Annotated in this window: 16 protein-coding genes; 9 read left to right on the forward strand and 7 right to left on the reverse strand. The window is 70.0% G+C overall.

Going from position 1 to position 14,263, the window contains the following annotated elements:
- Nucleotides 1-68: 68 nt before the first annotated feature.
- Complete coding sequence (locus BM417_RS10370) at nucleotides 69-2,741, forward strand: helix-turn-helix transcriptional regulator (protein WP_093590542.1); 2,673 nt, start codon at nucleotides 69-71, stop codon at nucleotides 2,739-2,741.
- A 7-nt stretch (nucleotides 2,742-2,748) separates the two neighbouring features.
- On the opposite strand, the gene BM417_RS10375 is transcribed toward BM417_RS10370, so the two are convergent.
- The 5 genes from BM417_RS10375 to BM417_RS10395 all read right to left on the reverse strand — a co-directional run bounded on the left by BM417_RS10375 (nucleotide 2,749) and on the right by BM417_RS10395 (nucleotide 7,880).
- The gene (locus BM417_RS10375; protein WP_093590545.1) at nucleotides 2,749-3,711 is read right to left on the reverse strand and encodes a hypothetical protein; all 963 of its coding nucleotides are present in this window, start codon (nucleotides 3,709-3,711) and stop codon (nucleotides 2,749-2,751) included.
- Between the two features lie 157 nt (nucleotides 3,712-3,868).
- A complete protein-coding gene (locus BM417_RS10380) occupies nucleotides 3,869-4,864 on the reverse strand; it encodes a hypothetical protein (RefSeq protein WP_143138586.1) in 996 nt (331 codons plus the stop codon).
- A 138-nt stretch (nucleotides 4,865-5,002) separates the two neighbouring features.
- On the reverse strand, nucleotides 5,003-5,749 hold the full coding sequence (locus BM417_RS10385) for an SDR family oxidoreductase (RefSeq protein ID WP_093590551.1): 747 nt from the start codon (nucleotides 5,747-5,749) through the stop codon (nucleotides 5,003-5,005).
- A gap of 80 nt (nucleotides 5,750-5,829) precedes the next feature.
- Nucleotides 5,830-6,696, reverse strand: coding sequence for an RNA polymerase sigma-70 factor (locus BM417_RS10390; protein ID WP_093590554.1), 867 nt, complete (start codon nucleotides 6,694-6,696; stop codon nucleotides 5,830-5,832).
- A 236-nt stretch (nucleotides 6,697-6,932) separates the two neighbouring features.
- Nucleotides 6,933-7,880 carry a hypothetical protein gene (locus BM417_RS10395; RefSeq protein WP_143138587.1) on the reverse strand — a complete coding sequence of 316 codons (948 nt, stop codon included), beginning with the start codon at nucleotides 7,878-7,880 and terminating at the stop codon, nucleotides 6,933-6,935.
- Nucleotides 7,881-8,033: 153 nt separating this feature from the next.
- Between BM417_RS10395 and BM417_RS10400 the strand changes: the two genes are divergently transcribed.
- The 3 genes from BM417_RS10400 to BM417_RS10410 all read left to right on the forward strand — a co-directional run bounded on the left by BM417_RS10400 (nucleotide 8,034) and on the right by BM417_RS10410 (nucleotide 9,341).
- Complete coding sequence (locus tag BM417_RS10400) at nucleotides 8,034-8,540, forward strand: DinB family protein (RefSeq protein WP_093590560.1); 507 nt, start codon at nucleotides 8,034-8,036, stop codon at nucleotides 8,538-8,540.
- A gap of 61 nt (nucleotides 8,541-8,601) precedes the next feature.
- Nucleotides 8,602-8,889, forward strand: a complete 288-nt coding sequence (gene catC / locus BM417_RS10405) for a muconolactone Delta-isomerase (protein WP_093590563.1) — start codon at nucleotides 8,602-8,604, stop codon at nucleotides 8,887-8,889.
- A gap of 38 nt (nucleotides 8,890-8,927) precedes the next feature.
- Nucleotides 8,928-9,341, forward strand: coding sequence for a hypothetical protein (locus tag BM417_RS10410; protein WP_093590566.1), 414 nt, complete (start codon nucleotides 8,928-8,930; stop codon nucleotides 9,339-9,341).
- On the opposite strand, the gene BM417_RS10415 is transcribed toward BM417_RS10410, so the two are convergent.
- Entirely contained in the window at nucleotides 9,338-9,721 is a 384-nt protein-coding gene (locus BM417_RS10415; protein ID WP_093590569.1) for a VOC family protein, read from the reverse strand. The genes BM417_RS10410 and BM417_RS10415 overlap by 4 nt on opposite strands.
- A gap of 364 nt (nucleotides 9,722-10,085) precedes the next feature.
- On the opposite strand from BM417_RS10415, the gene BM417_RS10420 reads away from it, so the two are divergent.
- The 5 genes from BM417_RS10420 (at nucleotide 10,086) to BM417_RS10440 (ending at nucleotide 13,326) form a co-directional block, all read left to right on the forward strand.
- Nucleotides 10,086-10,457 carry a YciI family protein gene (locus BM417_RS10420; RefSeq protein WP_093590572.1) on the forward strand — a complete coding sequence of 124 codons (372 nt, stop codon included), beginning with the start codon at nucleotides 10,086-10,088 and terminating at the stop codon, nucleotides 10,455-10,457.
- Nucleotides 10,454-11,647, forward strand: a complete 1,194-nt coding sequence (locus BM417_RS10425) for an RNA polymerase sigma factor (protein ID WP_093590575.1) — start codon at nucleotides 10,454-10,456, stop codon at nucleotides 11,645-11,647. Before BM417_RS10420 ends, BM417_RS10425 begins: the two co-directional genes overlap by 4 nt.
- Nucleotides 11,647-12,438 carry a carboxymuconolactone decarboxylase family protein gene (locus BM417_RS10430; protein ID WP_093590578.1) on the forward strand — a complete coding sequence of 264 codons (792 nt, stop codon included), beginning with the start codon at nucleotides 11,647-11,649 and terminating at the stop codon, nucleotides 12,436-12,438. The genes BM417_RS10425 and BM417_RS10430 overlap by 1 nt, the downstream gene beginning before the upstream one ends.
- 66 nt (nucleotides 12,439-12,504) lie before the next feature.
- Nucleotides 12,505-12,840, forward strand: a complete 336-nt coding sequence (locus BM417_RS10435; RefSeq protein WP_093590581.1) for a VOC family protein — start codon at nucleotides 12,505-12,507, stop codon at nucleotides 12,838-12,840.
- Nucleotides 12,841-12,912: 72 nt separating this feature from the next.
- A complete protein-coding gene (locus BM417_RS10440; protein ID WP_093591125.1) occupies nucleotides 12,913-13,326 on the forward strand; it encodes a MarR family winged helix-turn-helix transcriptional regulator in 414 nt (137 codons plus the stop codon).
- Here BM417_RS10440 and BM417_RS10445 read toward each other — a convergent pair.
- Nucleotides 13,323-14,261, reverse strand: a complete 939-nt coding sequence (locus tag BM417_RS10445; protein WP_093590584.1) for an NmrA/HSCARG family protein — start codon at nucleotides 14,259-14,261, stop codon at nucleotides 13,323-13,325. The two genes, BM417_RS10440 and BM417_RS10445, sit on opposite strands and share 4 nt — an antisense overlap.
- Between the last annotated feature and the right edge of the window lie 2 nt (nucleotides 14,262-14,263).

The raw sequence follows: 14,263 nt of genomic DNA on the forward strand, positions 1-14,263 counted from the left end.
CTCCCGCCAGGGGCCCGTTCGAACCCGTGGAACCCCCTGGTCGATCCCTGGTGACTACGCTCGGACCCGTGTCGGACGAAGGTCTGCTGGGCAGACGCACTGAGGGCGAAACGCTGGACCGACTGCTCACGCAGGCGCGCTCCGGTGCTGGTCAGGTGCTGGTCCTGCGGGGTGAGGCCGGGATCGGCAAGACCGCGCTGCTCGACCACGTGTCGACGCGGGCCTCGGGCTTCCGCGTGGCACGGGCCGCGGGCGTCGAGTCCGAGAGCGCGTTCCCGTACGCGGGGCTGCACCAGCTGTGCGTGCCGTTCCTGGACCGGCTCGACAAGCTGCCGCCACCGCAGCGCGAGGCGCTCGGCACGGCGTTCGGCATGGCCACCGGCCCCAGGCCGACGCGGTTCATGGTCGGTCTGGCGGTGCTGACGCTGCTCGCCGAGGTCGCCGACGAACAGCCGCTGGTGTGCCTGGTCGACGACGCGCAGTGGCTCGACTCGATGTCGTCGGCGGTGCTCGGGTTCGTCGCCCGCAGGCTGCTCGCCGAACGGATCGCGCTGGTCTTCGTGCTGCGCGAGGGCAACGACTACCTCGACGGGCTGCCAGAGCTGTTCGTGCGCGGCCTGGACGACGCCGACGCCCGCTCGTTGCTGGAGTCCGTCATCAAGGGCCCGGTGGACGGCCGGGTGCGCGACCGGATCGTCGCGGAGGCCCGCGGCAACCCGCTGGCGCTACTGGAGCTGCCGCGCGCGTGGACGACCGCCGAACTGGTGGACGGACTGGACGCCGAGCCGCTGACCAGCCGCATCGAGGCCGCGTTCGTCCGGCAGATCGCGCCGCTGCCCGCCGACACGCGGTTGCTGATGCTGACCGCCGCCGCCGAACCGCTCGGTGACGCGACCCTGCTGTGGCAGGCGGCGGGGCTGCTCGGGCTGGGCGCCGACCCGGCCGCCGCCGCGCTGGGCACCGGGCTGATCGAGTTCGGCGCCCGCGTCCAGTTCCGGCATCCACTGGTGCGGTCCGCCGTGTACCGGTCGGCCTCCACCGTGGAGCGCATGCGGGTGCACCGGGCGCTGGCCGACGTGACCGATCCGGCCATCGACCCGGACCGCCGCGCGTGGCACCGGGCGCAGGGCACCGCCGCGCCGGACGAGGAGGTCGCCGCCGCCCTGGAGCACTCCGCGGGTCGCGCGCAGGCCCGTGGCGGGCTGCTGGCCGCGGCCGCGTTCCTCGAACAGGCCGCGGTGCTCACCCCCGAACCCGGCCGCCGGGCTTCCCGCGAACTCGCCGCCGCGCGGGCCAAGCGTGACGCCGGGGCGTTGGACGCGTCGCTGCGGCTGTTGTCCGCGGTCGAGGCCGGGCCACCGGACGAGCGCCGCAGCGCCGAGATCGAGCACCTGCGCGGACACATCGCGTTCGACCAGCGCCGCGTCGCCGACGCCGCACCGCTGCTGTTCAGCGCGGCCCGCAGGCTCGCGCCGTTCGACGCCGACCTGGCCCGCGAAACGCACCTGGAGGGCCTCTCGGCCGCGATCTGGGCCGGTACGCCGCTGGCCGAGGCCGCCCGCACCGCTCCCCCTGCGCGCACCCCGGCCCGTGCCGTGGACCTGGTCCTCGACGCGTTGACGACCCGCGTCACGTCGGGGTACGCGCCGGCCGTTGCGCAGATGACGCGCGCACTGGACGAGGTGCGGGCGTTGAAGGTCGGCGCCGACGACATCAGCCGGGTGCCGTGGCTGTTCGGCAACCGCGCGGGCGGGATCGTCGCGAGCGAGCTGTGGGACTTCGACACGCGCCGCGCGTTCGCCCAGCAACAGGTCCGCCTGTCCCGCGACGCCGGCGCACTCGTGCAGCTCCAGTTCGCGCTGAACTTCTTGGCGGACAACGAACTGCTCGCCGGCGAACCCGCGGCCGCACAGGCGTTGATCGAGGAGGACCAGCGCATCTCGGAGGTCACCGGCACCCCGCCGGTCGGCTACGCGATGCTGCTGCAGGCCGCCTACCGCGGCGAGGACGCCGCCGCCACGGCTCGGGCGGAGGCGTTGGCCGCCGGTCAGGGACGGCTGGCCGTGATCGCCGACTGGACCGCCGCGATCCTCCACAACGGACTGGGACGCCACGACCTCGCCCGGGACGCCGCGCTGCGGGTGTTCGCGTCCGACACCTTGGTCTACAGCTGCCTGATCGCGTCCGAACTGGCCGAGGCCGCGTCCCGCACCGGCGACACGGCTCTGGTCGCGGAGGCCCTGGAACGTTCGGCGCCGTGGGTCGACACGCACTGGTCGTTGGGCATCAAGGCCCGGCTGCGTGCGTTGAACGGCGACACCGCCGCGTTCGCCGAGTCGATCTCTTCCTTGGCACAGACGGCTTTGCGTGGCGAACTGGGCCGCGCCCACCTGTTGTTCGGGGAGTGGCTTCGTCGTGAGGGCCAGCGCGTCGAGGCACGTGAGCATCTCCGCACCGCGCACGAGATTCTGACGGCCAGTGGCATGCCGACGTTCGCCGATCGGGCTTTCCGCGAACTGCAGGCGACCGGGGAGACGGCCCGCAAACGCACCGCCGAACCGACCGACGAGCTGACCGCGCAGGAGTACCAGATCGCCCGGCTGGCCCGCGAGGGCTACTCGAACCCGGAGATCGGCACGCGGCTGTTCATCAGCCCGCGCACCGTGGAATGGCACCTGCGCAAGGTGTTCGGCAAGGTGGGCGTGACCTCGCGCCGCCAGCTGCGCGACGCGAGGTTCTAGCCGACGATCAGCTGACGATCCACTTGTACGCGGCCGCGCCTGCCAGTCCGACGATCACGCCGTCGTTGTTGATGTCCATCGGGTACGCGAACTGGGTGCCGCTGGGGAACCCGAGGTCGAGCTCCTCACCCTCGTTGCTCCAGCGGTACGGGACGTTCTGGTTCGCGGTCGTGCTCCACCCGACCGCCGTACCGTGGTCGTTGATGCTCGACGGCCTGAGGTTGGGACCGTACTTGGTCATCGACCCGTCGGCGTTCCAGCGCACGCCGAAGGTCCCGTCGTTCCAGAAGTCGGCGGTGCCGACCACGTCACCGTTCCGGTTGACCGCCAGAGCCATGGATTCGGCGCCGTCGTCCAGCCTTTGCAGCGGGGTCACGGTGCCGCCGGGGTTCCACCGCACCGCCAGGCGGTTCAGCCCCGGCCCGGAGACCACTCCGGTCGCGTACCCGTTCGGCGACGCGCCCGTCACGCGGCCCCAGGTGGCTCCCTCCGGCAGCTTCAAGGTGGCGAGAACGCCGTTCGGCCGCCAGCGCACGGGGATCTCGCGATCGTTGTTGAGGCCCGCCGCGGTGCCGTAGACCGTGCCGAAGTCGTCGATCGCGACCGCGGCCGCGGACCAGAAGCCGAACGGCACGGACAGCACCACGTACGAACCGTCCGCGTTGAAGCGGAGGGCCCTGCCACCGACGCCGTCAGCGGTGGCGGTGCCCGCGGCGACGCCGTGGCTGTTGATCGCCTCGAGCTGCGTGTGGCGGTCGGCCGGTCCGGCGAGCTCGGTCACCCCGGCGCCGTCGAACTTCACCGCCCGGTTGAAACCGCCCCTGCTGGAAGTCCCGACCGCGACGCCCGAGTCGTTGATCGCCGCCGCCGAGCTGGCGGTGGAGCCCGGCAGGCCGCCCAGTTCGGTGATCGTCGTGGTCGCGTGAGCCTGTGGCGTGACGATGACCGACGCCAGAAGTGCTGCGGACAACGCAAAGGAGAGTCTTCGACTCATTCCATCCCCCAAGTTCGTGAGCCATGCGGCGGTCACGATATAGAGGGAATGATCGCGTTGGCCAGTGACCCGGCCACGCCCAGGCGACCTCGCGCCGGCGGTTCGCGCGACGCGAGGTTCTCCGCGCTCCGGTTCAGCTGACGACCCACTTGACGGCGGACGATCCCGCTCGTCCCACGATCACGCCGTCGTTGTTGATGTCCAGCGCGGTGGCGTTGGTGACACCGTCGGGACGGCCCAGCTCGAGCTTGTCGCCGTTCTTCTCCCAGCGGAACGGGTGCTGTTCGGCTCCGCCGTAGTAGCTGCCGACCACCACACCCCGGTCGTTGATGCTCTTCGGCAGGCTGTCCTTCCCGTAGCTGGTCAGCGATCCGTCGAGGTTCCAGCGCACACCGAACGTCTCCTGGTCGTTCGCGGAGTTGGCGTTGCCGACCACCTCGCCGAGCTGGTTCACCCCCTGGGCGGTGGTCGCGGCGCCGTCCGCCATCCTGGCGAGCTTGGTCACGCTGCCGTCGGGATTCCAGCGCACCGCCAGGAACGGGATACCGGGACCGGACACGTAGCCGGCCACGTAGCCGTTCGCCGCGGCCCTCGTCACGTAAGCCCAGGTGGCGCCCTCCGGCATCTTCATCGTCATGAGGACGCCGTCCGGCCTCCAGCGCACCGGGATCTGGCGGCGATCGGCGTCGCTGGCGAGACCGTAGGCGGTGCCGGAGTCGGTGATCGCCAGCCCCGTCGAGGTGGTGAAGCCGAACGGGACGGACAGCACCGCGTACGTGCCGTCCGGCTTGAACCGGATGGCCCTGGTGCCGCCGACGGAGCCACCGCTGGTGGTGCCGACAGCGGCGCCGTGGTTGTTGACCTCGTTCACGGTGGTGCTGGCGTCGGCCGGCCCGGCGAGCTGGGTGGCGGTCCCGTTGCCGTCGAACCTCACCGCGCGATCACGACCGGAGCCGTTGAAGGCGACTCCCACCGCGACGCCGGCGTCGTTGACCGACGCGGCCCAGTGCGACTGGGCGCCCGGCAGGCCGCCGAGGTCGGTGATCGTCGTGTCCGCGTGCGCCGGCGTCGCGGCGACCGCTGTGGCCAGAAGTGCTGTGGACAGCACAAAAGAAAGTCTTCGACTCATTTTCGGTTCCCCCGGAGTTCGTGTGCCGTGCGGTGTCCACGATATCGAGGGGATGATCGCGCCGGCCAGGGAAACGTCAGCAGTTGACTGCGCCGAGCGGGAGTGCGGCCCGGAAGCCGCACCCTCCACGGGCGCCGGTCAGTTCCCGGCGGCGAGCCACTGCTCCAGGCTGGTCGGCTGGAGCTGCGCGCCGGCGTTCGGCACGAGCTGCTTGCCGGTCAGGAACGTGCCGAAGTACTTGGCCTGCGGGTCGCTCACCACTTCGCGCTCGTCCTCGCGCTGCGTCAGCACCGTGCGGATCCAACCGTCCATTGTGAACTCTTCCGGCCCGCCGATCTCCAGCACGCCGTTCACCGGCTCGGTCGCGGCGGTCCTGGCGACGACCGCGGCGACGTCCGCGGCGGCGATCGGCTGGACGCCACCGTGCGGGAGGTGCACGGCGCCGTCCTGCTCGGCGGAGTTCGCGATGGCGCCCGCGAACTCGAAGAACTGGGTGGCGCGGATGATCGAGTACGTGAGGCCCGACTCCGTGATGAGCTTCTCCTGCGCCACCTTCGCGCGCAGGTAGCCGGACTCGGGCAGCTCGTCCGTGCCGACGATCGACAGCGCGACGTAGTGACCGACGCCCGCGTCGGCGGCCGCCTTGGTCAGGTTCGTCGTGGCGGTGGTGAAGAAGTTCAGGACGTCGTCGTCGGCGAACGACGGCGAGTTCGACACGTCGATCAGCACGTCGGCGCCCTGCAGAACCTCCTTGACGCCCTCTCCGGTCAGCGTGTTCACGCCGCTGTTCGGGGACGCGGGCACGGCGTCGTGGCCGTGCTCACCGAGCCGCTTCACGACCTGGCTGCCGATCAACCCGGTGCCGCCGATGACAACGATCCTCATGGGTCCGTCCCTCTCGTGAGCCCGCCTGCGTGCGGGTGTTCACGAGCTAAGACAGGACAGCCCCCGAAGTTGTGACAGGCCTACTGGAACGCGGCCAGCTTCTCGGGGTTGACCAGCCACAACACCTGGTCAATGCCCTCGTCGGAGGCCGTCACGGTGATCACGGCGTAGGTGCCGGAGTCCTTGCGCAGCCGGATGGCGGTGAGCCCGTTCGCCTCCACGAACGACGCCTCGGCGCCGGCCCAGAACGACGGCGCCCAGCCCGAGATGATCTTCGCCAGGGAGGCCGCGCCGAACAGCGGACGACCGGCGGCCCGGATGGAGCCGTTGCTGTCGGACCAGCTCACGACGTCCTGCGCGAACAGCTTCTCGAGTGCGGCCAGGTCACCGGCCTGCGCCGCCGCCACGAACGCCTCCAGCAGCTTGCGCTGGTCCGCTCGTTCGACGGGCACGCGGCGTTCGTCCGCGAGGTGCTTGCGCGCCCGGCTGACCAGCTGCCGCGTCGCGACCTCGCTGGTCTGCACGATCTCGGCGATCTCCCGGTAGGGGTAGTCGAACGCCTCGCGCAGCACGTACGCGGCCCGTTCGGTCGGGGTGAGCTTCTCCAGCAGCATCAGCACCGCCAGCTCCAGCACCGCGCCCTGCTCGGCACCGACCTGCGGGTCGGCGGAGGTGTCGACGGGCTCGGGCAGCCACGGCCCGACGTAGGTCTCCCGGCGGGCCCGCGCGGTCTGCGACTCGTTGATCGCGAGGCGGGTGATGGCGGTGGCCAGGTACGCCTCGGGGTTGAGCACGGCGGCGCGGTCCGCGAGCTGCCAGCGCACCCACACCTCCTGCACGAGGTCCTCGGCGTCGGCCACGCTGCCGGTCATGCGGTAGGCGATGCCGAACAGCCTCGGCCGCGCCGCCGCGAACGCCGACTCGGCCTCGTCCAGCTGCTGCGTCATCCGCCACCCCTTCTCCCACCGGCCACCGTAGCGCCGATGGGAGAAGGCGGTGATGTGGCGCCTCACACGGGACTAGGGCCTGTATCGAAGTCTGGTCCGCGACAGCCGGGCCCGAGGCGGCCCCTGGCGGCACGGCCGAACGACCCACATACAACACCGGTATGCGGGCCATTCGGCCGCACCACCAGGAACCACCTCAAGCGCGACTCTCATCGAACCAGACCTCGATACAGGCCCTAGTCGCAGGTCCACCGCAGGGGGCCGGAGCCCGACTTGCTGAACAGCGTCTCGTCGTCGCCCGCCACGAACAGCTCCGACACGCCGGAGACACCGCTCGGCAACGGCAGCTCGGTCTTGAAGTTGGTGTCCCGCCAGATCGCCGCCTTGCCCGTCAGCGACGACCGCTGACCGGTGACCAGGCCGCCTCCGGTGATCGTGTACGCGGACGCGGCACCCGCGATGCGCTTCACCACACCGTTGCCGTCCCACAGCAGGGCCTGCGCGTTGGGCCAGGAGCCCTCGAGCTGGTAGCCGACCACCTTGCCGCCCCGGATCGCCTGGACGTACTGGGGCTTGCCCTGGTACTCGAGATCCGTCACGACTCCGTTGCGCCACAGGCGTCCCGCGTTGCCGCCCGGACGGCGAAGCAACACCGTGCCGTCATCGTCCAGGTCCTGACCCAGGCCGACGGAACGTTCGATGACCTGAGGCGCGGTCGGGGTCGCGGTCGCGGTCCACAGGACCGTCACCGCCTCGCCATCGGCGATCCGCGTGGCGCCGCCCAGCACGTCGCCGCGCTCGTTGAGCGCCGTGGGGGCGTCGATGCGGTAGCCCTCCAGACCGGGGAGCTCGGTGATCGTTCCAGTGCTCTCGTGCGCGCCGGAGTACAGCACCGCGGCCGTGCGGTCCGGGAAACGGCCGAACATCAGCACGGTCCCGGATCGGTTCTCGTCGGACACGTGGAGATTCTTGAGATTCTCCACCTCCTGGAGCACCCTCGGCTGTCCCCCGGTCCAGAACACGGCGTCGTACGCCATGCTGCTAGAGCCCTGCCGAAGGGCGTTGCCCGAGTAGTTGCCGTTGCTGTCCGTGCCCTTCACGGTCGTGAACCGGGCGTCGTACCCGGACGGCACCGGCACGTTCGACACGGTCCACTCGCAGGCTGCCTGTTCGGCGGCTGCCACCGCCGGTGCCGTGAAAGCCGTGCACGCCAAGCTGATTGCAGCGACAAGCGCTGATCCACGCATCATTGATTCCCCCAGAATCACGTAGACGATGCGACTACACATACACCAAATCCGGATGCGCGAGGCCCTCTTTGTGGTCAAACTGACGCCGTGATCACCGAACGTCCCAGCCCGCCGATGCGGGCGGGGGAACGCGAGACCCTGCGCGCGTTCCTCGACTTCCACCGCGCCACCCTCGCGATGAAGTGCGACGGCCTGTCCGACGACGACCTGCGGCGCCGTTCGATGCCTCCGTCCACTCTGACGTTGCTCGGCCTCGTCCGGCACATGGCCGAAGTGGAGCGCACCTGGTTCCGCAAGGTCATCAACGGCGAGGACGTCCCTCTGGTGTGGTCGGACGCGAACGACTACCAGGTCGCCTACGACGCCTCGAACTCCACGCGGTCCGAGGCGTTCGAGGCGTGGCAGGCCGAGGTCGAGCACTCGCGCCGGATCGAGCGCGAGGCCGAGTCGCTGGACGTCACGGGCTACCAGCCGCGCTGGGGCGAGCAGGTGTCGTTGCGGCTGGTGATGAACCACCTCTGTCACGAGTACGCGCGGCACAACGGCCACGCGGACTTCCTGCGCGAGGGCATCGACGGCGTCACAGGGGCATGAGGCTCCACGGTTCAGCGCCCGGTCGCAGCGGGTATTCCCCGTCACGACCCAGGAGGTAACCGTGCTCTTCCACGTGCGGATGGACGTTTCCCTGCCCCACGACATGGACCCCAACGACCGCGCCGAGCTGGTGCGTGCCGAGAAGGACCGGGCGTTGGAGCTGCAGAAGATGGGCGTGTGGCCGCATCTGTGGCGCGTCGTCGGGCAGTACAGCGACATCAGCGTCTTCGACGTGCCGTCCAACGACGAGTTGCACGCGTTCCTGTCGTCGCTGCCGCTGTGGGAGTACATGCGGGTCGAGGTGACGCCGCTGGCGACGCATCCCTCCGACCTGGCGGCTCAACCGTGATTTACCGCTGACTAACCGGCCCGCGTCACCGTGGGGGCATGCGCAAAGTGATGTTGCTCCTGCCTGCGGTGGCGCTGACGGCACTCGCCTCCGTCGGCACGGCCCAGGCCGAGTCGGCGCCGGGATGCGCCGGCACCGTTCAGATCGGCTCCACCGGGTACGTGAAGAAGAACGGCACGATCATCGCCTCGGTGAAGCAGTTCAAGGGCTGCGGCAAGAACTGGGCCTACACCTACGTGTGGGACTCCTACGCCGCGCAGCCCGGTGGCTTCAGTTCCAGCGCCGCCATGGTCGTGAACGGCGACCGCGACTTCAACAGCAACGTCAACGGGCGCAACAAGCAGGACGTCTGGTCCAAGGGCACCAAGACGCTCACCAAGTGCACTCGCGCGTACGGCGAGGTGTGGGGCGACGGCAACGTCTACTGGGGACAGACCGACGAACGCTGCTAGGCCACGTAGTTGCTGATCTCGACGAGGTTCCCGTCGGGATCGCGCACGTAGACGCTGCGAATCGGGCCCCTCGCGCCGGTGCGGCCGACCGGGCCTTCGAGGATCTCGACGCCGTTGCCGGCCAGGGTCGCGATCACGTCGTCGAGCGAATCCTCGGTGATGAAGCACAGATCCGCGCTGCCGGGAACGGCCTTGTCCGCCTTGGGTTCGAACTCGTGGCCCGCCTCGTGCAGGTTGATCTTGCTCGCGCCGAACTCGAGCGCCTTGCGACCGTCCCCGAACGTCACCTCGCGCATGCCGAGCACGCCCGCGTAGAAGCCGATCGTGGCGTCCAGGTCGGCGACGGTCAGCACCAGGTGGTCGAGCCGATCGATGCGCATCGCCCCAGTGTGCCGGACATGGGGCCGCGGTTGTCGGCGCTGGACACGTCACCGATCGTGCGGGGGTCGGCGCCGCGCGATGAGCCGGCGGAAGAGCTGGGGTTTCACCGGTACTGGGTACCGGAGCACCACGGCATGCGAGGGGTCGCCGGCTCCGCACCGACCGTGCTCGTCGCGCACCTGGCGGCCGAACTAGGCGTGCCCTTCGCGTTCGGCGGGCGTGGTCGCCGGGCTCTATCCGGCCGTGCGGGCGTCGCGGCTCACCCCGACGGAGGCGCTCGCCGCGCCGTGAGAAACACCGCGTGCTCGAATGTCGACTTCCAGGGATCTCGTTCGTCCTCGGAACGACGACTGGAGGGCACGCATGCACTACATGTTCCTGATCTACAACTGCGAGGACCGCCCGCACCCCGGTGACCCGCGGTTCGAGGAGATCCTCACGCGGGTCAACGCGTTCGCCGACGAGTGCCGGCGCCGGAACGTGTTCGTGTCCGGTGACCCGCTGAAACCCGTCGCCACCGCGACCACGGTGCGGGTGCGGGACGGCAAGGCGCTGGTCACCGACGGGCCGTTCGCGGAGACCCACGAGCATCTCGGTGGGTACTACCTGCTCGACTGCCGCGACCTGGACGAGGCGCTGGAGCTGGCGGAGATGATCCCGCAGGCGCACTTCGGCGCGACGATCGAGGTGCGCCCCGTCGACCACATCCCCGGCCTGAACCACGGGGTGGCATGAGCGACCTCGCGTCGGCCGCGGTCGAACGGGTGTACCGCGAGCATCGGACCCGGATGCTCGCGGCTCTGGTGCGGGCGCTGGGCGACTTCGAGCTGGCCGAGGACGCGCTGCAGGAGGCGTGCTCGCAGGCGTTGCGGAAATGGCCACGTTCACAGGTGCCCGACGATCCGTTCGCCTGGCTGCTCACCGTCGCCCGCAACCACGCCCTGGACCGGCTCCGGCACGCCAAGATGGCCCGCACCAAGCTGCCGTCCGTGCCCGAGCCGGTCGCGATGACCGAGAAGCAGCTCGTCGACCTCGGCGACGAACGCCTGAGCCTGATCTTCACCTGCTGCCACCCCGCACTCGCCGAGGACGCGCGGTTAGCGCTCACACTCCAGGCGGTGGCGGGCTTCACGGCGGCGCAGATCGCGCGGACGTTCCTCGTCGCCGAACCCGCGCTGGCCCAGCGCCTGGTCAGGGCCAAGCGCAAGATCCGCGACGCCGGCATCACGTTCGAGGTGCCCGCCGACCACCTGCTGCCCGAACGGCTCCAGGGCGTGCTCGGAGTGCTCTACCTGATCTTCACGCGCGGCTACACGACGGCGGACGCCTCGCTGCGGTTCGAAGCGTTGCGGCTGGGCAAGCTCGTCGCCACGCTGATGCCCGATGAGCCGGAAGCGCACGGCCTGGTGGCGTTGATGCTGCTGCACAACTCGCGCAGCGCGGCCCGGCTCTCGTCCGACGGTGAGGTCGTGCTGTTCGAGGACCAGGACCGTTCGCTCTGGAACGTCGAGGAGATCTCGGAGGGCATGGCGCTGCTCGACCGCGCGCTGCGGTTCGGCTCACCCGGCCCGTACGTGCTGCACGCCGTGATCGCCGCCCTGCACGTGCAGGATCCGGTCGACTGGGCCCGCGTGGCCGCACTGTACGCCGAGCTCCTCGCGGTGGCACCGACTCCGGTGATCGAGCTCAACCACGCGGTCGCCGTCGCGATGGCCGACGGACCCGCGGCAGGGCTCTCGTTGATCGACGGGATCACCGGGCTGGACTCCTACCACCTGCTGCACTCCGCCCGCGCCGACCTGCTGCGCCGCCTGGATCGGCGGTCCGAAGCCGTTGCCGCGTACCGGCTCGCCCACGAACTGGCGGTCACCCCGGCCGATCGCCGGTTCCTCGCCGCCCGCCTGCGTTCCCTGGAGGTCTCCTGATGCGGCTGCACGTGCTCGACCACGGCCACCGGCTGCCGGCTCGGATGTTCTTCGGTCTCACCGGCCTGGTGTCGCGCGTCCCGATGTCGGACGTGCCGAAGACCCTGTTGTACCGCCCGGACTTCTTCGGCGCGGTGTTCCTCGACCTGAGCGCCGAGGCGATGCGCGGGCCGTCGTTCTGGACGGCGGGCGAACGCGAGTACCTGGCGCAACGCACCGCCGAGCGGCTGCACTGCCCGTACTGCGCCGTCACGCACACCGAACTGGTCAAGATCGCCGGTGATCCCTCACCGTTGCGCCCGGAACTCGTTGCGGCGCTGGCGTTCCTGGAAGATCGGACGCTGTCGGACGACGTGCCTGCCGACGCGTTGGTGGACGCGTTGAACGTCAGCCTGATCTGGCAGGTGGTGAACAGGCTCGCGAACGCGTTCGGGTTCGCGCTGCTGCCCGGCCAGCTGGAGTCGGGCACGCGGTCGCTGCACCGGTTCGGCTACCGGTTCCCGCGCTTCCTCACCGGCCCCGGTTCCGGCTCCCCCGACGAACTCCGCCGCGCCGTGCTGGAGGCACCTGCCCGCACGACACCTGAGCTGCGGCAGGCGGCAGCGGCCGGTGACGCCTGGGGTTCTTACGCGGCAACGGTTCGCACGGCCTCCCACCGCCTCACCGACGAGGACGTCGACCGTCTCAAGCAGGACCACACCGAGGACGAGATCTTCGAGGTCACCGTCGCCGCCGCCGCCGGCGCCGCGCTCGACCACCACGAAAAAGGCCTCGAAGTTCTTCGCGGCTGATGTCGAGTTCCGGCCCGTTCGCTCGTCCTTCGCTCGTCAGTCCCGACAACCGAAGGAGCGATCGACATGTCCGGACAGGTCAACTGGTTCGAGCTGCCCGCCGAGGACACCGCGCGGGCACGGGCGTTCTACGCGGGCGTGTTCGGCTGGGAAACCAGCCCGATGGGCGAGGACTACCACTTCGTCACGAACGGCGCGGCCGGCGCCATCGCGGTCAAGGACGCCCAGCTCACCCAGCCGCGGATCTACTTCCACACCACGGACATCGACGCGTCCGTGCGCAAGGTCGCCGAGCTCGGCGGCAAGAGCGACGACGTGCAGACCGTGCCGGACGTCGGCCGCATCGCCCACTGCTCGGACGACCAGGGCACCCCGTTCAGCCTGTACGAGCCACAGGCCTGACCCGAACGGCAGGGCGTGCCGGGTTCGTCCGTCCTCTTCGGACTCGGCCGCCGCCGGGTTAACATCGTCCTCATGCCAGACGTCGGCGTCCTTTCCGCGCACCTGCTCTCGGGCTTCCACAAGGAACTCTTCACCCGCCTCGCCGAGGCGGGTCACGAGCACCTGCGCCCCCGCCACGGCGCCGTCATGGCCTACATCGCCGAAACCGGCACGCGCGCGAGCGAGCTGTCCGAACGCTCCGGCCAGCACAAGCAGGTCATCGGCACGCTCATCGACGAGCTGGAACGCCTCGGCTACGTCACCCGCCAGCCCGACCCCGCGGACCGCCGGGCCAAACTGGTCGTGCCCACCGACCGGGGCCGCGACCAGATCATCCAGGCCAAGAAGATCATCGCCGACATCGAGGACCACCTCGCCGACCTGGTCGGCCACGACCGGTTCGCCGAGTTCAAGGCCGTCTTCACCGAGATCACGCGCGGCTACTAGCCGATCACGATCTCCTCGCGGTGCACGCTCAGGAACTCCTTGAGCGTCAACCACCCCGGCACGAGCTCGCGCGTCTGCCCGATGTCACGCCGCGGCAGGATGTGCGTGTCGAACTCCGTGTAGTACTGGAACATGTTCCCGATCTCCACCGCCTCACGAAAACCAAGCGCCCGGAAGTCGTTGTGGGACAACGGCTCGTACGCAACGGCTTCGCCCAGCACCGCACTGAACGCCTCCGAGACCTCCTGGCCGGTGAGGTGCTCGACGCCCAGCCCGATCGTCTGCCCGATCGTCGTCTCCGGGTGCTTGAGCACGCCCACAACCGCCTTGCCGATGTCCTCGGCGGCGATCCCGGAGATCCGGCTCTCCCCCATCGGCAACGACAACGTGAGCGAACCGTCCTCCGCCCGACGCGGCGCCATGCCACTCAGCAAGTTGTTCCAGTAGAACGACAACCGCACGTACGTGGTCGGCAACCCGGCCTTCTCGAACAACGCGTCCGCCTCGCCACCCTTCACGTCGAAGTGCGGCACCTTGTACTTCTCGTCGAGCGTCGGCATCCGGTCGTCGTCGAGCGAGATCACCTCACGCGTGTCCTCCAGCGTCGACCACACGACGTGCTTGAGCCCATCCGCCGCGGCAACGAGGTTCTGCACCTCCTCCAGCTCCTTGGCCGCTGACATGTGTGTGAAGAACGGCGTGACCAGGTACGCGCCGTACGCCCCGGCAAACCCGTTCCGCAGGCTCTCCACGTCGTACAGATCGGCCGCGACGACCTCGGCCCCCAGGTCGGCGAGCTTCTTGGCCGGCGCCGACTCGGGGTTGCGGGCCAGCGCGCGCACCGCGAACTCCCCGTCGGCCAGCAGCGCCCTCGCCACCGCGCCGCCCTGCTCGCCGGTAGCGCCCACCACAGCAATGATCTTCTTCTCGCTCATGC

It is taken from the genome of Lentzea waywayandensis (genome assembly GCF_900115955.1).
Taxonomy (GTDB): Bacteria; Actinomycetota; Actinomycetes; order Mycobacteriales; family Pseudonocardiaceae; genus Lentzea; species Lentzea waywayandensis.